This window comes from Pseudomonas capeferrum (assembly GCF_000731675.1).
In the GTDB taxonomy this organism is placed as follows: Bacteria; Pseudomonadota; Gammaproteobacteria; order Pseudomonadales; family Pseudomonadaceae; genus Aquipseudomonas; species Aquipseudomonas capeferrum.
This window is the reverse complement of the sequence record NZ_JMIT01000002.1, coordinates 741,547-758,858: the sequence shown is the minus strand read 5'-3', so window position 1 is coordinate 758,858 and position 17,312 is coordinate 741,547. Positions and strand designations below refer to the sequence as shown.

Annotated in this window: 16 protein-coding genes; 3 read left to right on the top strand and 13 right to left on the bottom strand. The window is 60.8% G+C overall.

The window, feature by feature from the left end:
- Positions 1-40: 40 nt before the first annotated feature.
- The 5 genes from PC358_RS26680 to PC358_RS15930 all read right to left on the bottom strand — a co-directional run bounded on the left by PC358_RS26680 (position 41) and on the right by PC358_RS15930 (position 4,659).
- Positions 41-640: a thermostable hemolysin gene (locus tag PC358_RS26680; protein WP_050506133.1), complete on the bottom strand. Its 600-nt coding sequence runs from the start codon at positions 638-640 to the stop codon at positions 41-43.
- 10 nt (positions 641-650) lie between these two features.
- Entirely contained in the window at positions 651-2,132 is a 1,482-nt protein-coding gene (locus PC358_RS15945; RefSeq protein WP_033701054.1) for an AMP-binding protein, read from the bottom strand.
- Positions 2,129-3,061 (bottom strand): TauD/TfdA family dioxygenase, encoded by a 933-nt coding sequence (locus tag PC358_RS15940; RefSeq protein ID WP_050506132.1) that lies wholly within the window; start codon positions 3,059-3,061, stop codon positions 2,129-2,131. Before PC358_RS15940 ends, PC358_RS15945 begins: the two co-directional genes overlap by 4 nt.
- A gap of 127 nt (positions 3,062-3,188) precedes the next feature.
- Positions 3,189-4,127, bottom strand: a complete 939-nt coding sequence (locus PC358_RS15935) for a LysR family transcriptional regulator (RefSeq protein ID WP_033701053.1) — start codon at positions 4,125-4,127, stop codon at positions 3,189-3,191.
- A gap of 25 nt (positions 4,128-4,152) precedes the next feature.
- Complete coding sequence (locus tag PC358_RS15930; protein ID WP_033701052.1) at positions 4,153-4,659, bottom strand: MarR family winged helix-turn-helix transcriptional regulator; 507 nt, start codon at positions 4,657-4,659, stop codon at positions 4,153-4,155.
- A 185-nt stretch (positions 4,660-4,844) separates the two neighbouring features.
- Here PC358_RS15930 and PC358_RS15925 point away from each other — a divergent pair, with 185 nt between their 5' ends.
- Together PC358_RS15925 and PC358_RS15920 are read left to right on the top strand one after the other, a co-directional pair.
- Positions 4,845-5,594, top strand: coding sequence for an alpha/beta fold hydrolase (locus PC358_RS15925; RefSeq protein WP_209435450.1), 750 nt, complete (start codon positions 4,845-4,847; stop codon positions 5,592-5,594).
- Positions 5,587-6,759: an MFS transporter gene (locus PC358_RS15920; protein WP_033701050.1), complete on the top strand. Its 1,173-nt coding sequence runs from the start codon at positions 5,587-5,589 to the stop codon at positions 6,757-6,759. The genes PC358_RS15925 and PC358_RS15920 overlap by 8 nt, the downstream gene beginning before the upstream one ends.
- 78 nt (positions 6,760-6,837) lie before the next feature.
- Here PC358_RS15920 and gltS read toward each other — a convergent pair whose 3' ends face one another.
- The 7 genes from gltS to arcD (PC358_RS15885) all read right to left on the bottom strand — a co-directional run bounded on the left by gltS (position 6,838) and on the right by arcD (PC358_RS15885) (position 15,008).
- Positions 6,838-8,043 (bottom strand): sodium/glutamate symporter, encoded by a 1,206-nt coding sequence (gltS, locus tag PC358_RS15915; protein WP_033701049.1) that lies wholly within the window; start codon positions 8,041-8,043, stop codon positions 6,838-6,840.
- Between the two features lie 117 nt (positions 8,044-8,160).
- Positions 8,161-9,669, bottom strand: a complete 1,509-nt coding sequence (locus PC358_RS15910) for a sigma-54-dependent transcriptional regulator (RefSeq protein ID WP_033701516.1) — start codon at positions 9,667-9,669, stop codon at positions 8,161-8,163.
- 99 nt (positions 9,670-9,768) lie between these two features.
- Positions 9,769-10,137 carry a DUF5064 family protein gene (locus PC358_RS15905; RefSeq protein ID WP_033701048.1) on the bottom strand — a complete coding sequence of 123 codons (369 nt, stop codon included), beginning with the start codon at positions 10,135-10,137 and terminating at the stop codon, positions 9,769-9,771.
- Between the two features lie 56 nt (positions 10,138-10,193).
- Positions 10,194-11,123: a carbamate kinase gene (gene arcC, locus PC358_RS15900; protein ID WP_033701047.1), complete on the bottom strand. Its 930-nt coding sequence runs from the start codon at positions 11,121-11,123 to the stop codon at positions 10,194-10,196.
- Between the two features lie 90 nt (positions 11,124-11,213).
- Positions 11,214-12,224: an ornithine carbamoyltransferase gene (locus PC358_RS15895; protein WP_016485079.1), complete on the bottom strand. Its 1,011-nt coding sequence runs from the start codon at positions 12,222-12,224 to the stop codon at positions 11,214-11,216.
- A gap of 70 nt (positions 12,225-12,294) precedes the next feature.
- Positions 12,295-13,548, bottom strand: a complete 1,254-nt coding sequence (arcA, locus tag PC358_RS15890; protein ID WP_033701046.1) for an arginine deiminase — start codon at positions 13,546-13,548, stop codon at positions 12,295-12,297.
- A 32-nt stretch (positions 13,549-13,580) separates the two neighbouring features.
- Positions 13,581-15,008: an arginine-ornithine antiporter gene (gene arcD, locus PC358_RS15885; RefSeq protein ID WP_033701045.1), complete on the bottom strand. Its 1,428-nt coding sequence runs from the start codon at positions 15,006-15,008 to the stop codon at positions 13,581-13,583.
- 435 nt (positions 15,009-15,443) lie between these two features.
- Between arcD (PC358_RS15885) and arcD (PC358_RS15880) the strand changes: the two genes are divergently transcribed.
- Positions 15,444-16,871, top strand: coding sequence for an arginine-ornithine antiporter (gene arcD, locus PC358_RS15880; protein WP_033701042.1), 1,428 nt, complete (start codon positions 15,444-15,446; stop codon positions 16,869-16,871).
- On the opposite strand, the gene PC358_RS15875 is transcribed toward arcD (PC358_RS15880), so the two are convergent.
- A complete protein-coding gene (locus PC358_RS15875) occupies positions 16,851-17,264 on the bottom strand; it encodes a YbaN family protein (RefSeq protein ID WP_033701041.1) in 414 nt (137 codons plus the stop codon). The two genes, arcD (PC358_RS15880) and PC358_RS15875, sit on opposite strands and share 21 nt — an antisense overlap.
- Positions 17,265-17,312 lie beyond the last annotated feature (48 nt).

Here is a 17,312-nt window from a genome sequence, read left to right as displayed (position 1 = left end):
CCAGTGCTCCGGGCACGGCCATGCCCGGAGCCAGATGTGGTCAGGCGGATGCCTGGCAGGTGAAATGCGGCTGGCTCAGCGCCAGGGCGGGGGCATTGCCCCAGGTACTCGGCGCAGACAGGCGCGAAGCCACCACCCGTGGTCCGTGGTCGTAGTAGTTGCCCCAATTGACGCCAGGGTCCCTGAGCCTGTTGCGGTCGGCACCGCCCAGGTCCTCGAGGGTGTCTACGAGGGGGATCAGCAACTGCCGCACCTGCTCGGTGGCGGTCAGCACCACCAAGCCGAAATTTCGCAGGGCCAGTGTCTTGATCACGTTGTTGAGCAGGTACTTCCCGGCCCCGCTACCGCTATGAAACGAGGCGAACGCGCCAACTTCGGCAATGCGTGCCCGATCGATGTGGTAGCGCTCATCCAGGCTCTGGTCCAGGTAGTACTCGCTGAACAGCTTGCCGGAATCGCCGTAGCTGATCCCCGCACAGGCATAACCTGGGGCCCCACCGTTGGCGCCGGTCAGGCAGACGAACAGATCGGGCTGTGGCTCTGGTGTCGCGCCATAGTGCTTGAGGTAGTGGGCACGTACCGCTTCCTGCAGGCATCGGTAGCCAGGTCGGCCTTTGTAGAAATTACGCACGATGTACATGATGGCTTCCTCAGGCGTACATCTGATCGATGAACCGGGCTTCGATCTCGGCCCTGCGTGGCCGCCCCGTGACCGTGTAGAACTGATCACGGAAGGTGGCGATGTCAGCGATGACGCGAATCTGCCTGACCCTGGCAAAGTCGGCGAGCCGGTGCTCCAGGCGCGCCATTTCCTGGCGGACCGAGTCTGCGCAGGCGCTGCTCAAGACGATGGCGCAGGGCTCGTCCTTGCCTTCACCCATGACGATCATGTCGTCTACCAGGGCGCTCTCCTTGTAGACGTTCTCGACCCACTCGGGCGAGATGTTGCGTGCGGTAGACAGGATGATCACGTGCTTCTTGCGGCCGGTGATGTACAGATAGCCGTCGCGAAATTCGGCGATATCGCCGGTATGCAGATAACCGTCGGACAGGTCGCAGGCTGTATCGTCGGCGTTGTAGTAACCGGCACAGAGGGTCGGCGTGCGGACCAGCAGTTCACCGTCGACCAGCTTGGGTTCGATACCATCGAGCAAGGTGCCTGCCGACCCGATACGCCGTTGCGCCGGTGAGTTGAGCGAAATGATCGAAGAGTTCTCGCTCAGGCCATAGGCTTCGAACACCTGTACGCCGTGCGCATCCAGGGCTTCCAGGACCGTCACCGGAATTTTCGCGCCGCCGGTGATGATGTGCGGGCATTGTGGCCCGAACAGTTCCTCGACCGAGCAGTGCTCGAGCAGCAGGTTGGCCTCTTCCAGTAGCTTGGGCGGCAGGTACAGGAAGTTCGGCTGGTTGGGCGCAATCAGCTGCAGGTACTGCCGTGCGTTGCCGCTGGCTGCGCCGTATTCGGTCATGCCTTCGGGCATGAGGGTCAATGTGCCGCCCGAGAGAATCGGGATGAACACCCCCAGCACCTGCTCGATCAGCAAACTCATGGGGACGATCGAGAAGTAGTGCAGCGGCTGTTGTGGCAGACGCTTCATCACGTTATCGACCAGCAGCCCGACTGCCTCGTCGCGGATCATCACCCCTTTGGGTTTGGAGGTGGTGCCCGACGTGTGGATGATCGAAACAATCCCGTCCGGGATGAGCTCGTCCTCCTGGCGCCACTCGTCACCGATGGTGTCGTGCATGAGTTGCGCGGGGATGAAGCACGCCTTGTCCGGCAGAATAGCGTGCAGGCGGCCGGCGGTTTGCTCATCGCTGACGAACACTGCCGCGGCTTTGCCCAGTAGGCTGCCGATCTGGTCGTCGGAAAATTCGATGGGCACCGGCAGCAACACACCGCCTACTTTTTGGATCGCCAACAAGGTGTACACCCACTCGTAGCAAGAGCGCATGGCGATGCCAAACACTTTGCGTTCGCAGCGGCCAACCCGCCCTTCCAGTGCACTGGCCAGTCGCATCACGTCACGGCGTAACTCGTGCAAGGTGTAGGCGCGACCGTTCATTTCCTTGATCACTACGCGGTCTGGGGTGGCGGCCAGGTAGTCCTGCATTTTTTGGCTGATCATTGGCCGATACCTCCAATGCGATAGCTTTGCGCGCCGAATATGCGCCGAGAGGGGTCATCCAGGCGCCGGCGCCCGTGCATCACGCGCGTGTTGTCGATTACCACCAGGTCGCCCTTCTGCCAGAAGTGGCTATACGTATTGCGGGCGGTCACTTCTTTGATCTCGTCCCATATATCCAGGGCGATATCCTCGCCATCGGCCCAGGTGATAAGCGGCGGTTCATAGTTGACGCTGGGGCCGAGCATTGAATTGCAAAACGCTTGCTTGCCGCTGAAGCAACTGGTTTCAACCGCCGAGATAATCAGTTCGGACGCAATCAGGTTCTGATCGATGCGGCGATAGGTTTGGCCACTGACCTGTTGATTGACTTGGTGCAAGTGCTCGTCGGTGATGTCATCGATGGGCAGTTGCAGTTCAATGCTCAGAAAACGTTTTACATTGTTCCAGGGGATGCGCCGGCTGTAACGAATCTCGCGGTTCTCAAAACACTTTCGGGTTTTCGCAGACAAGTCGAACAGTACGCGTTGGCCGTCGCACAAGGTCGTTTCAGAGCCCACTGCTGCAGGCTCCAGGCAGTAGAACCACTGCAGGTCGGGGTTGAATGGCAAGTTACCGTTCTCACGGTGCAGCCCCATTTCATTCACACCGGCCTCGATTTCTGCCGTGTTGGACGTAGCGGCTTTGCGGGCAGGGTCGAATGTCACGCGAGCGGAATGCGCGCTGACGAACTCGTTGAAGTCCGGCAGTGTATCGGCAAAGTCGCGGTAGATAATGGCGCCACTGTGGGCGAGGTCTTCATAGAGTGTCGCACTGTTGATCGAATCGCCTACCCGCAGGGCGCGGTCGACGGCATAGATACATTCGAAACCGTAGCACGGTGTCGGTTGTCGATAGAACGGAAACACCGTGGATTGTACGTGCGCCAGCATGACTTATTCCTCCTTGAACTGTGGGTCAGGTAGAACATCGCTACCCGATAACCTCACAGTAAGTGAAAAGAACAAGCTGCTGGTTTTAAGAAATTTAAACGCCCTGGGAAAATTTAATAAAGCGGGGTCATCGTTCCGTCAACAGCGTTTGCGCCACCGCTTCGACCAGTGCGCGCAGGCTGGAAATATCCTTGCTGTCGCTGCGATCGCGCGACCAGATCATGTCGAGGGTGAAACTGGGGAAGCCCAGCGGCGGTGTGCAGACCTTCAGCCCAGGTGCGATGCGCAGGTGCGGCAACAGGCGTGCGGGCAGTGCCACCGTGGCTGGCACGGCGGCCACAATATTCACGCAGGCCTGATAACCATTGGCGCGCACCAGCACGTTGCGTGATCGGCCAACCTTGTCCAGCCAGCTGTCGACCATGTTCTTTTCCGATATCCACGGTGTCGGGAACACATGGGGCGAAGCACAGAACTCGTCCAGGCTCATGGCCTCTTCACTGGCCAGCATGCCTTGGCTGGTCACGCACACGAAATCATCACTGAGCACCGGTTGCCATTGCAGCTCGGGGTGCATCTGGTGATAGCCCGGGCCGAAGCCGATGGCAATGTCGATGTCGCCTGAAATCAGCCGGTCCACCGGCAGGTCACGGCTTAAGCGATCGAGGTGCAGCGAGGTATTGCCGTGTGTACGTGACAGTACCGCCAGCGCCTGCGGCAAGAAGGAAAGTTCGAAATACTCGGGCGCGCAGATGCGCCAGATCTTGCGCTGTGCTTGTGGCGAGGCGCTGCTGTCGTCCTCGGCGCAGCGGTTTACGGACTCGACCACCACGCGAAGGTACGGCGCAATCTTTTCCGCTTTGGTGGTGGGTTTCAGCACCCCTTGCGAAGACGAGAACAGGGTGTCGTCGAAGCACCCGCGCAGGCGCTTCAGGCAATAACTGACGGTGGGCTGGCTGATATTCATCAATTCGGCAGTCCGCTTGGCGCTGCGCAGTTCGAGCAGGTTGATGAACACCACGATGTCCTGCAGATCCAATTGCTTCAGGTAATTGCTGTGAAGCATGAAAATTCCTCCTGAATTTTCCAGTTCATTGCCTGGGCGCACCCTCACCTGGCAGATGAGCGAGCATTTGCTTCAACAACTGCGCGAATAGTTCACGCTGCTCGGCGCTCAGGGGGGCCAGTACCAGCTCCTGGATCTCAGTATGGGTAAGGACTGCCTTATCAATCAATGCCTTGCCCTGTGCTGTGAGGGCCACTTGGGAGCTGCGCTTGTCTTGATTGTCGGCAATGCGCTCGACCATCCCGGCGCTTTCCAGTCTCGTCAAGCGGTTGGTCATCGCGCCGGACGTTATCAGCAACGAGCGATACAGCTCGGTTGGCGTCAGGCGGTAGGGTGCCCCTGCACGGCGCAAGGTTGCCAGGACGTCGAATTCGCCCTCTTTGAAGCCATACTGCGCCAGGGCTTCTGCACGCATGCGCTCCAGGTGCTTGCTGATACGCGCCATTCGGCCAAAGATTTCCATGGAGGAAACATCCACGGAAGGCATCGCCTGCGCCCACTGCGCGACGACGAAATCGACATGATCGTTCATTGCTGCACTCATCGTTGAACCTGGAAATGTTTAACCAACGCACCTTCTGAACCCCCGCGCCTTTTAACAATCTTAACGTTAAGTTATCTTGGCGCGATGAAGCTCAAGGATCAGGAGGCAGCATGGCTTTTTTCATACATGGACAGCACCGTCACTATTATCATGACACCGGCTCAGGCAGCCCTGTGCTCCTGCTGCATGGCTTTGCCAACAGCGGCAGGGCGTGGATGCCGCAGCTCAGCGCGCTGCTTGGCCTCGGGCACCGTGTCATCGTACCCGACCTGCTAGGGCACGGTGCATCCAGTGATGCCCCCGAAGGCATCACCGCCCATGCCCAAGCTTTGGAAATACTGGCGCTGCTGGACCACCTCGGGCTCGACAGCGTCCAGCTGGTCGGCTTGTCCCTGGGGGGCATGGTGGCCCTTGAGATGGCCTGTCATGCCCCGCACGCAGTAGAGAAACTGATCGTTGCCGGCACGTTCGCCAGCATGAACACTGCACATCGCAAGGGACTGCTCAGCGAGTGGGCGGCCGCCTTGGGCAAGCAGGATGGTTGCCTTAAACACTTCAAGTCGAGCTGGCCCGCATTGGTCGGTGCGGACTTCGCCGCCTCGCCCCGTGGTCAGCGGCTTTACCAGGCGTGGCACGCCCAGGCTGCGCAGTTACGGGCGCACAACCAGATCCGCTGGTGCGAGGGCATGAAGCAGTACGACCTGACTGGCCATTTGCAACGCATTCAGGCCGCCACACTGGTACTCGCCGCAGAATTTGACCCGATCAGCCCGAGCGCCGAAGCCGAAGCCATCTGCAACAACATCGGTCACGCTCGCCTGGCCACCCTCGCGGGCGAGGGGCACGTATTCAACGTACCGCTCGCACAGGCATTCAACCAGGCAACCGGTGCGTTCCTGCAGGAGCCCCTCCATCATGACTGATACCCCCAACAAAGCCTGCGTCGGGTTGCTGGCGATACTGATCGGCTTGAACCTGCGCCCGGTCATGGCTGCCATCGGCCCGCTGCTGCAATTGCTGCAGCACGACCTGGGGCTGAGCAACACCCAAGCCGGCCTGCTGACGACCTTGCCGGTGATGATGATGGGCGTGTTCGCGTTGTCCGGCCCCTGGCTGCTGCGTCTGGTCGGTGAGACCAAGGGCGTGGCTGCAGGCATTGTGCTGATTGCGCTGAGCTGCGCTGCACGCGCCTACGTCAGCACTGCCGAAGCGCTCATCGCCACAGCGGCACTGGGTGGTATCGGCATTGCGATCATTCAGGCGCTGATGCCGGCGTTCCTCAAGGGCAGCCATCCGCAAAGTGCTGGCATGCTGATGGGCTTGTTCACCACCGGTATCATGGCGGGCGCCGCGTTGGCCGCCGCCACGGCAGCACCTGGCGCCGGCCTGTTCGGCTGGCAACTGTCGTTGGGCTACGCTGCCGTCCCGGCATTGGTCGCCCTGATCGTCTGGCTGCTGCTAGCGCGTGGGACCCCTGGCAGACAGGTGTCGGCCACATTGCCCTACCGTAGCGCGCGGGCCTGGTTGCTGTTGCTGTTCTTCGGCATTGGCACAGGTGCCTACACCTTGGTGCTGGCCTGGTTGCCGCCGTTCTACATCGAGTTGGGGTGGACAGCAGCCGAGGCGGGTTACCTGCTGGGGGCATTGACCGTCACCGAAGTGCTCGCCGGCTTGCTCGTGTCATCCTTGATCCAGCGCTTTGCGGATCGCAGATACCTCTTGGTGTGGGTCATTTTGCTATTGATAGCAGGGTTGGCCTGCCTGATGGTCGCGCCGGTAGCGTTGGCGGCCTTCGCCACAGTGTGTCTGGGCCTGGGCATTGGGGCGCTTTTCCCACTCTCGTTGATCGTTGCCATGGATCACGCGGATTCACCTGCCAAGGCTGGCGCGCTGTTGGCGTTCGTGCAAGGTGGTGGGTACCTGATCGCCGCCAGCATGCCACTGCTCGCCGGTATCGTGCGTGACCAGCTCAGCTCATTGCACTGGGCTTGGGCGGTGATGATGATCGGCGCCTTCGTGCTGCTGGGGTTGAGCACACTGTTGCGTCCGCCGTTGCGGCACAAAGAAGCCATGGTTCGTCAGGCTTGAATCGGCAAGGCTGACGCGCCTATTCCGGTTACCGAGCGTGCGTGCCAGTTCGGCCGCACGCATGCCGCTGACGGGTTTTTAAAGCGCGGTGAAGAAGGGCAATGCCAAATACACCTTGATCACGATCACGTTGATGATATCGATGAAGAACGCACCCACCATCGGTACCACGAGAAAGGCTATATGCGAGGGCCCGTACCGCTGCGTGACCGCTTGCATGTTGGCAATGGCCGTCGGTGTGGCGCCCAGGCCGAAACCACAGTGCCCCGCCGCCAATACTGCCGCGTCATAATTACTGCCCATGACCCTGAACGTAATGAAGATTGCAAACAAGGCCATGACCAGTGCTTGCATGGCCAGCAGCATAAAGAACGGAAACGCCAGCGCGGCCAGGTCCCATAATTTAAGCGACATCAGCGCAATGGCCAGGAACAGTGAAAGGCTGACATTGCCCAATACTGAAACTTCACGTTCGAACACGCGATACGCCCCCAAAACTGAAAGCCCGTTGCGCAACACGACACCGACAAACAAGACGCAGACAAACGTGGGCAGTTCAAATGCAGTTCCCTTTAACAGGCCATTGAGCAACGAGCCTGCGAGTAAGCTGACGGCAATCAGCGCGAGGGTTTCGATAAAACTGAAAGAGGTGATCAGGCGCTCTTCGTTGGGTTGTTCAAAGCCCCTAGGTTGTTGTGGCTGCGCCTGCTCGATGCCGCTGGCATGAACACGCTTGACCAGCAGGCGGGCGACCGGGCCACCGATCAGGCCGCCCAGCACCAGGCCAAAGGTTGCAGCAGCCAGCGCCAGCTCGGAGGCCGAGGCCAGGCCATACTGCTCACTGAACGTCGCGCCCCAGGCGGCGCCTGTGCCATGGCCACCGGACAGGGTGACCGAGCCGGCCAGCAGGCCCATCAGCGGGTCGAGGCCCAATGCCGTGGCAAGCCCGATGCCCATGGCATTTTGTACCAGCAGAAGGCCGGTCACCACGAGCAGGAAGATGGCAACGACACGCCCACCCTTTTTCAGGCTGGCAAAGTCTGCGCTTAAACCAATGGTGGCGAAAAACGCCAGCATCAAGGGGGTTTGCAGGGAAGTATCGAACTGCACGTGAATATCAAAGTGCCGTAGCCCTAACAGGCAAAAGGCAACGACCAGGCCGCCGGCGACGGGCTCGGGTATATTGTAGGCGCGTAAGAAACCCACGCGTGCGACCAGGCCACGGCCTAATAACAATACTAAAGAAGCCGCTACCAAGGTGCCGTAAAAGTCGAGTTCAAACATCAGGGTGCTCTTTTATATCCACGGGCGAACACCCCTATTCTACGCAGCCACCCTGAGGTAAGTATTGGCACTGTGCGTAGGATAATTCCGAGGCGCGTGCTGATTTTTCAACAAATCTTATGATTTTCCCGATATGCCGTACTTGCGCAGCCGCTGTGCAATGGCGGTGTGTGAAGTTTGCAGCCTGCCGGCCAACTGCCGTGTCGACGGATAGCTGGCATACAAACGCTGCAACAGCTCCCGTTCGAAGTCCGCCACGGCCTGCTCCAGGCTCGCCACTTCGCCATCCTGGCCACGGGCCACCGAGGTGCCGGCGATGTCCAGGTCGCCAATGTCCACCAGGTTGCTCTCGCAAATGGCCGCCGCGCGGAAAATCACGTTCTGCAATTGCCGCACGTTGCCTGGCCAAGGGTTGGCCAGCAGCGCCGAATGGGTGGCCGGGGTCAGGCGGCAAGCTGGGCGCTGAATCTGTGTGCAGGCCTGCTGCATGAAGAAATGCGCCAGCATCAGGATGTCCTGGCCACGGTCACGCAAGGGCGGCACTTGCAGGTTGAGCACGTTGAGGCGGTAGAACAAATCTTCACGGAAGGTGCCTTCGGCCACCATGTGCTCCAGGTCGCGGTGGGTAGCGCTGATGATCCGCACATCCACCTTCACCTCACGGTCACCACCCACGCGGCGGAAGCTGCCGTCGCTGAGAAAACGCAGCAATTTGGCCTGCAGGTACGGCGACATTTCGCCGATTTCGTCGAGAAACACCGTGCCTTGGTTGGCCAGCTCCATCAACCCGGGTTTACCACCCCGTTGCGCGCCGGTAAAGGCGCCTGGGGCATAGCCGAACAGCTCGCTTTCGGCCAGGCTCTCGGGCAGCGCGGCGCAGTTCAGGGCCAGGAACGGCGCAGTGTGGCGGCTGCTGATGGCATGGCAGGCACGGGCCACCAGCTCTTTGCCGGTGCCGGTCTCGCCGTGTATCAGCAAGGGCGCATCCAGGGCGGCCACACGCAATGCGCGGGCCTTGAGGGTACGGATGGCCGGTGATTCGCCGAGCAGCGCGTCGAACCCTTCAGCATGGTCATGGTGCAACGCCGAAAGGCGTTCCCCCATGCGCGTAGGTGGGTACAGGGTCAGCAGGCCGCCGGCGTTGGTGATGGGCGTGGCGTCGAGCAACAGGCTCTGGCCGTTGAGCTGCATTTCGCGCATCGGCAGGTGGAAATTGTTGTCCTGCAGGGCCTGCAGCAGGCCGTTGTCGCCGAACAGTTCGCCCACCGAGCGCCCGGCCGATTCGCGCCCGCACAGGGCAATCAGCGCCGGGTTGGCCAGCAACACCAGGCCTGCGCTGTCCACGGCCAGTACCGGGTCGCTCATCGCCGCGAGCAGAGCATCGAGCTGCAGGTGGCGGCGTTGGCCCGGGAGGATGTCGACCACATCCACCGACTGCACGCCTTGCACGTCGAACAAAGCGTCGTGCAGCTCTTCGAGCACGGCGGGGCTGAGGGTTGGGGCGTCGATGTAGACGTTCGGCGGGACCATCTCCACGGCGTCCAGGTTGAGGTGGCGGGCACCGAGCAGGGCGAGGACTTCCTGGGTGATGCCGACGCGGTCGATGAAGCTGACGTGGATGCGCATGGGGAGGCGGTTGGTCATGGCCGGGGAGGGCCGTAGTATGCCTTGATAGGTGGGCTTGGCCCAACACTGCCGGGGCTGCACAGCAGCCCCAGTTCATTGTTACTCGAGATGTTCAGGCTTGATCGGGTCGCCCGACTTCACTTCGAGTTTTTCGCGAATATCGCTGAACATGAAGTCATAGATCTTGTGCGGTGACCCCAGGTTCTCGAATTTCTTCGGCGGGGCCAGGTAGGACTGGGCCTTGCGGGTCAACAGCATGAGGAAACTGGGCAGCACTTGGTCCTTGGCCAGGAAGAACTTTTCGTCCACCGTCTTGCCTTCGATGCTGCCATGCATGTGGAACTGAATGCCTCTGCCTTCCTTGGGATCCGACGCTGCCTCGTATTCGATGTTCAGGTCATAGCTGTGGTCATTGGTGTTCAGCGCGCTGCGCTCGATGTGTACATGACCAGGGTGGTACTGGGCCATGGCAAGCTCCTTTGGAAGGTCGAAAATGGCGGACGCCAGGCGCCCGCCCACTGCATTCAACGGTAGCTGATCCCAGGCGTGGCGGTGGAAACCCGGGTGCCCGCGGTGCCTTTGACGATGTCCTCGATGTTTTCCAGCGAGCTGATCACCGCCACTTTGCCGGTGTTACGGGCAAAGTCACTGGCCGCTTGCACCTTTGGCCCCATGGAGCCGGCGGCGAAGCCCAGGCGTTCGAGTTCGTCGGGGTGGGCCTGGGCAATGGCTTTTTGCGTGGGCTTGCCCCAGTCAATGTAGGCCGCATCGACGTCGGTGGCGATGATCAGAAGGTCGGCTTCCAATTGCTCGGCCAGCAGGGCAGAGCACAGGTCTTTGTCGATGACCGCTTCGATGCCTTTGAGCTTGCGGTTTTCATCGTACATGGTGGGGATGCCACCGCCGCCGGCGCAAATCACGATGCTGCTCTTTTCCAGCAGCCACTTGATCGGGCGGATCTCGAAGATGCGCTTGGGTTTGGGGCTGGCCACCACGCGGCGGTACTTGTCGCCGTCGGGCTTGACCACCCAGCCTTTTTCCTTGGCCAGGCGCTCGGCCTCTTCCTTGCTGTAGACCGGGCCGATGAACTTGGTCGGGTCTTTGAAAGCGGGGTCGTTGGCGTCCACTTCAACCTGGGTGAGCAGCGTGGCGAACGGTACTTCGAACGCCAGCAGGTTGCCCAGCTCCTGTTCGATCATGTAGCCGATCATGCCTTCTGTCTCGGCACCGAGCACGTCCAGCGGGTAGGCTTCGTCGGGTTTGTAAGACAGCGCCTGCAGCGACAGCAGGCCTACCTGCGGGCCGTTGCCGTGGGCGATGACCAGCTCGTTGCCGGGGTGGATCTTGGCGATCTGCTCGGTAGCGGTGCGGATATTGGCGCGCTGGTTGTCAGCGGTCATGGGCTCGCCGCGACGCAGCAGGGCGTTGCCGCCCAATGCAACAACGATACGCATGGGGAATGTCCTTTATCGGGAATTTTGACGGTCGACGCAGCCCCGATGGGGCACGGGCAAGCCCGCGCGCCATCGGGGCCGGTGTGGCCTTTAGAGGTCAGCCAGGGTCGACACCAGGATCGCCTTGATCGTGTGCATACGGTTTTCCGCTTGCTCGAAGGCGATGCAGGCCGGTGACTCGAACACGTCATCGGTCACTTCGATACCGTTGGCCAGGTCCGGGTACTGTTCGGCAATCTGCTTGCCGACCTTGGTGTCGGAGTTGTGGAAGGCCGGCAGGCAGTGCATGAACTTGGTGCGCGGGTTGCCGGTAGACTTCATCAGCTCGGCATTCACCTGGTAAGGCTTGAGCTGCTTGATGCGTTCGCCCCAGGCTTCGATGGGCTCGCCCATCGATACCCACACGTCGGTGTGCACGAAGTCCACGCCCTTGACGGCAGCTTTCGGGTCTTCGGTCAGGGTGATGCGGGCGCCGCTTTCTTCAGCGTACTTTTTGCAGCGTTCGACCAGGTCGTCATGCGGCCACAGCGCCTTTGGCGCGGCAATGCGCACGTCCATGCCAAGCTTGGCACCGATCAGCAGCAGCGAGTTGCCCATGTTGTTGCGGGCATCGCCCAGGTAGGCGTAGCTGATGTCGTGAAGTGGCTTGTCGCTGTGCTCACGCATGGTCAGCACGTCGGCGATCATCTGGGTCGGGTGGTATTCGTCGGTCAACCCGTTGAACACCGGCACGCCGGCGAACTTCGCCAGTTCTTCGACGATTTCCTGCTTGAAGCCACGGTACTCGATGGCATCGTACATGCGCCCGAGCACGCGGGCGGTGTCCTTCATGCTTTCCTTGTGGCCGATCTGCGAGGAGTTGGGGTCGATGTAGGTGACGTTGGCGCCCTGGTCATAGGCCGCGACTTCGAAGGCGCAGCGGGTGCGGGTCGAGGTCTTCTCGAAGATCAGGGCAATGTTGTTGCCCTTCAGGTGCTGCTGTTCGGTACCGGTGTACTTGGCGCGCTTGAGGTCGCGGGACAGGTCCAGCAGGTAGCGCAGCTCGCGCGTGGTGTGATGTTCGAGGCTGAGCAGGTTGCGGTTGTGAATATTGAACGCCATGACGGTTTCTCCTTGAATTCGGTGAGGTGCCCGGCCGCAGTCTTGTGGAGGCGGCCGGGAGTGATGGTCGTTAGTAGTCGAGCGGGTCGCGCACGATCGGGCAGGTCATGCAATGGCCGCCGCCACGGCCCCGGCCAAGTTCGCCGGCGCTGATGGTGATGACCTCGATACCGGCCTTGCGCAGCAGGGTGTTGGTATAGGTGTTGCGGTCGTAGCCGATGACCACGCCGGGCTCTACCGCCACCACGTTGTTGCCGTCATCCCACTGCTCGCGTTCGGCGGCGAAGCTGTTGCCACCGGTTTCGACCACGCGCAGCTTGACGCCCAGTTGTTCGCCGACCACGTCGAGGAACGACTTGTTCTCGCGGCGCACGTCCATGCCATAAGGCTTGCTTTCGTCGGGGCGGATGATGAACGGCACGATCTCTTTCACCACTTCCGGGAAGACCGTGACCAGGTCGCGGTCGCAGAAGCTGAACACGGTGTCCAGGTGCATCGCGGCGCGCGATTTCGGCAGGCCGGCGACGATGACTTTTTCCACCGCGCCTTTGGCGAACAGGTTCTGCGCCAATTGGCCGATGGCCTGGCGCGAGGTGCGCTCGCCCATACCGATCAGCACGATGCCCTTGCCGATCGGCATCACGTCACCGCCTTCGAGGGTGGCGTTGCCGTGCTGTTTGTCCGGGTCGCCGTACCAGACCTGGAAGTCGGCACCGGTGAACTCCTTGTGGAACTTGTAGATGGCGGTGGTCAGCAGCGTTTCCTGGCGTCGCGCCGGCCAGTACATCGGGTTGAGCGTAACGCCGCCGTAGATCCAGCAGGTGGTGTCACGGGTGAACTGGGTGTTGGGCAGCGGTGGCAGGATGAAGCTGGAGTGGCCCAGGTAGTCGTTGTACATCTTGACCACATCGGCGCCTTCGCTCTGCGGCAGGTCCTGGCCTGCCACGCCGCCGATCAGGAACTCGGCCAGATGGCGTGGCTCAAGGCCTTCGAGCCAGCTGCGCACTTCGTTGGTCAGGCCTACGCCGACAGTGTCAGGGGTGATTTTGCGGTCGAGGATCCACTTCAGGGCCTCTTTGTCTTGCACGATGTCGGTCAGCAGGTTGTGCATTTCCAATACATCGACGCCGCGCTCGCGCATCTTGGTGACGAAGTCGAAATGGTCGCGCTTGGCCTGGTCGACCCAGATTACATCGTCGAAGAGCAGTTCATCGCAGTTGCTCGGGGTCAGGCGCTTGTGTGCCAGGCCTGGGGAGCAGACCATCACTTTGCGCAGTTTGCCGGCTTCGGAGTGGACACCGTACTTCTGTTTTTCAGCGGACATTGTTCATTCCTCCATGTGTGCGAAGACGTGGGTCAAAGGGTCAGGAAGCCGTCGTACAGGCCATAGGCAGCCACCAGGGCGCCGACGACCACGGCCGCGAAGATCAGTTTTTCCACGTTGGTGAAGACAGGTTGGCCAACCTCGCGCTTGGCCTTGGCGAACAGGATGGCCCCCGGGGCATACAGCAGGGCCGAGAGCAGCAGGTATTTCACGCCGCCGGCGTACAGCAGCCAGATGGCGTACAGCAGAGCGATGGCGCCGATGAACAGGTCCTTCTTGCGTTCGGCCAAGGCTTGCTCGTAGGTTTCATTGCGCAGTGCCAACAGGAATGCATACGCCGCCGACCATAGGTAAGGCACCAGGATCATCGAGGTGGCGAGGTAGATCAGCGACAGGTAGGTACTGCTGGAGAACAGCGTGATGACCAGGAAGATCTGCACCATGGCGTTGGTCAGCCACAGGGCGTTGGCTGGCACCTGATTGGCGTTTTCGCGGCGCAGGAACTCCGGCATGGTGTGGTCTTTGGCGGCGGCGAACATGATTTCGGCGCACAGCAGCACCCACGACAGCAGGGCCCCGAGCAGCGAGATGATCAAGCCGACGCTGATCAGCACCGCACCCCAGTGGCCGACCACATGTTCAAGCACGGCGGCCATCGACGGGTTCTGCAGTTTGGCCAGTTCCGGTTGGGTCATGATGCCCAGCGACAGCACGTTGACCAGCACCAGGAACAGCAGCACGGTGACGAAGCCGATGACGGTGGCCTTGCCCACGTCAGCGCGTTTTTCCGCCCGTGACGAGAAGATGCTCGCGCCCTCGATGCCGATGAACACCCAGACGGTGACCAGCATCATGTTGCGCACCTGGTTCATCACGCTGCCCAGCTCCGGTGTGCCCAGGCCCCAGATGTCGGCGGTGAACACGTCGAGTTTGAAGGCGAACAGGCAGATCAGGGTGAACAGCACCAGCGGCACGATCTTGGCCACGGTGGTGACCAGGTTGATGAACGCCGCTTCCTTGATGCCGCGCAGGACCAGGAAGTGCACGGCCCAGAGCAGGATCGAAGCGCCGATGATCGCGGCGGGCGTGTTGCCCTCACCGAAGATCGGGAAGAAGTAACCGAGGGTGCTGAACAGCAGCACGAAGTAACCGACGTTGCCCAACCAGGCACTAATCCAGTAACCCCAGGCTGAAGAGAAGCCCATGTAGTCACCAAAACCGGCCTTGGCGTAGGCGTAAACCCCGCCGTCCAGGTCAGGTTTGCGGTTGGCCAGGGTCTGGAACACGAACGCCAGGGTCAGCATGCCGACCGCGGTGATGGCCCAACCGATAAGCACCGCGCCAACCCCCGCGCTGGCCGCCATGTTTTGGGGCAGCGAGAAGATCCCGCCACCGATCATTGAACCCACTACAAGTGCAACTAGCGCACCGAGTTTTAATTTTCCGGATGAATCAGACATTTAACAACTCCTGCCAGGAGAAAGTTGACGACAGAATAAATCCGACGCCGGGGCCATTCGCTGACGTGGGTCAGTTCATGGTCATGTGAAGTAGGAAAAATCCTTCACATGGCTCCTGGAGAGTGCCGACAGCTTTGCCGCAGGCCTTGTGGGCTGGCACCTCCATGTACTACTAGAGCAAACGCTCTGTTCGGCCTGCGCTGCTTGAAGCTAGCCGTTTTTGAGGCTTTCGCAAATTTTTCACAAGAATTTCGAGTTTTAACAGCGCCTTCCCTAGTTGCTGGGCAGCTGCTAATTTTTACAGAGGGTTGGCATAGACAAAGCAGTTATGAGTGCTATAGCTTTTATGGCGTTAACCCATATAAGCCACCGCGCTTAATATGGCCGGCATGGCTGTTTCAAACGAATGACAGCGGGTGAAAAAAAGGGAGGCACATGAGCGAACCGGGACAGAAGCTGCGCCTGGGCGCGCTGATCGCACTGGTGGTGGGTTCGATGATCGGTGGCGGGATCTTCTCGCTGCCGCAGAACATGGCGGCGCGTGCCGATGTCGGCGCGGTACTGATCGGTTGGGGCATCACGGCGGTTGGCATGCTGGCCCTGGCGTTCGTGTTCCAGACCCTGGCCAACCGCAAGCCTGAACTGGACTCGGGCGTGTATGCCTACGCCAAGGCGGGCTTTGGCGACTACATGGGCTTCTCTTCGGCCTGGGGCTACTGGATCAGCGCCTGGCTCGGCAACGTCGGCTATTTCGTGCTGCTGTTCAGTACGCTGGGGTTCTATTTTCCGGTGTTTGGCGAGGGCAACACGCCTATCGCCATCGGCTGCGCCTCGCTGCTGCTGTGGGCTGTGCACTTTCTGGTGTTGCGCGGCATCAAGGAAGCGGCGTTCATCAACCAGGTGACCACCGTGGCCAAGGTGGTGCCGTTGCTGATTTTCATCGTCATCGCGGCGTTTGCCTTTCGCGCCGACATCTTCACCCGTGATATCTGGGGCTTGAGCAACCCGCAGTTCGGCAATGTGCTGGACCAGGTGCGCAACATGATGCTGGTCACCGTGTTCGTGTTCATCGGCATCGAAGGCGCCAGCGTGTATTCCGGGCGTGCACAGCGCCGGTCGGATGTGGGCAAGGCCACGGTGATCGGCTTTCTGGGCGTGCTGGCGCTGCTGGTGCTGGTTAACGTGCTGTCGCTGGGGGTGATGACCCAACCGGAGCTGGCCGGGCTGCAGAACCCGTCATTGGCATCGGTGCTCGAACACATCGTTGGCCCGTGGGGCGCATTGTTGATCAGTATCGGCCTGGCCGTTTCACTGCTCGGCGCCTTGCTTTCATGGGCATTGCTGTGCGCCGAGATCCTGTACGCCACCGCGCGTGACAAGACCATGCCGCGCTTTCTGGCCAAGGAAAACGCCAACCATGTGCCGGCTAATGCCCTGTGGCTGACCAACTGCATGATCCAGGGCTTCTTGCTGATCACCCTGGTTTCGGCCGGGACCTACACCAGCCTCATCTACCTGGCTTCGTCGATGATTCTGGTGCCTTACCTGTGGTCGGCGGCGTATGCGGTGTTGCTGGCGCTGCGTGGAGACTCCTACGCCGGGCAAGCGGGCCTGCGGCGCAAGGACCTGCTGGTGGCGATGGTTGCCCTGCTGTATGCGGTGTGGTTGCTGTACGCCGGTGGGCTCAAGTACCTGCTGCTGTCGGCGCTGCTGTATGCCCCCGGTGTGATTCTGTTCGCCAGGGCCAAGCACGAGCAGGGGCAGACCCTGTTCACCACGTGGGAGAAGCTGATTTTCGCTGCGGTGCTGGCGGGCGCTGCGCTGGCGGCGTATGCCCTGTATTCAGGGTTGCTGAGCTTGTGACCCGGCTACGCAAGCTTGTTCTGGGCGCGACCAGATCCACAGGTTGCCCAGGGTCATGCCGCCGATCGCCAGAAACACCGGCCAGTGGTGATCGAGGAAGGTCAGCATCAGGCCTGCGCACAGCAGCATGCTGATGGTGGCGCTGACCTTGGCCCGGCGCTGGATCACCTTGCCATTGCGCCAGTTGAACAGAATCGGCCCGAACAACCGGTGATTCTCCAGCCAGGCAGAAAGGCGCGGTGAACTGCGGGTGGCTGCCCAGGCGGCCAGCAGGATGAACTCGGTGGTCGGCAGGCCGGGAATGACGATCGCGACCAGGCCAACCCCCAGGCTTACGTAAGCCAGGATTCCATACAGCAGGCGAGCGAGTTTCGAGCGGGCAGGTTGGGTCATGGTCTCACTGCGAAAAACGGTTCGGCCACCGGTGGGGTGGCCGGGTAC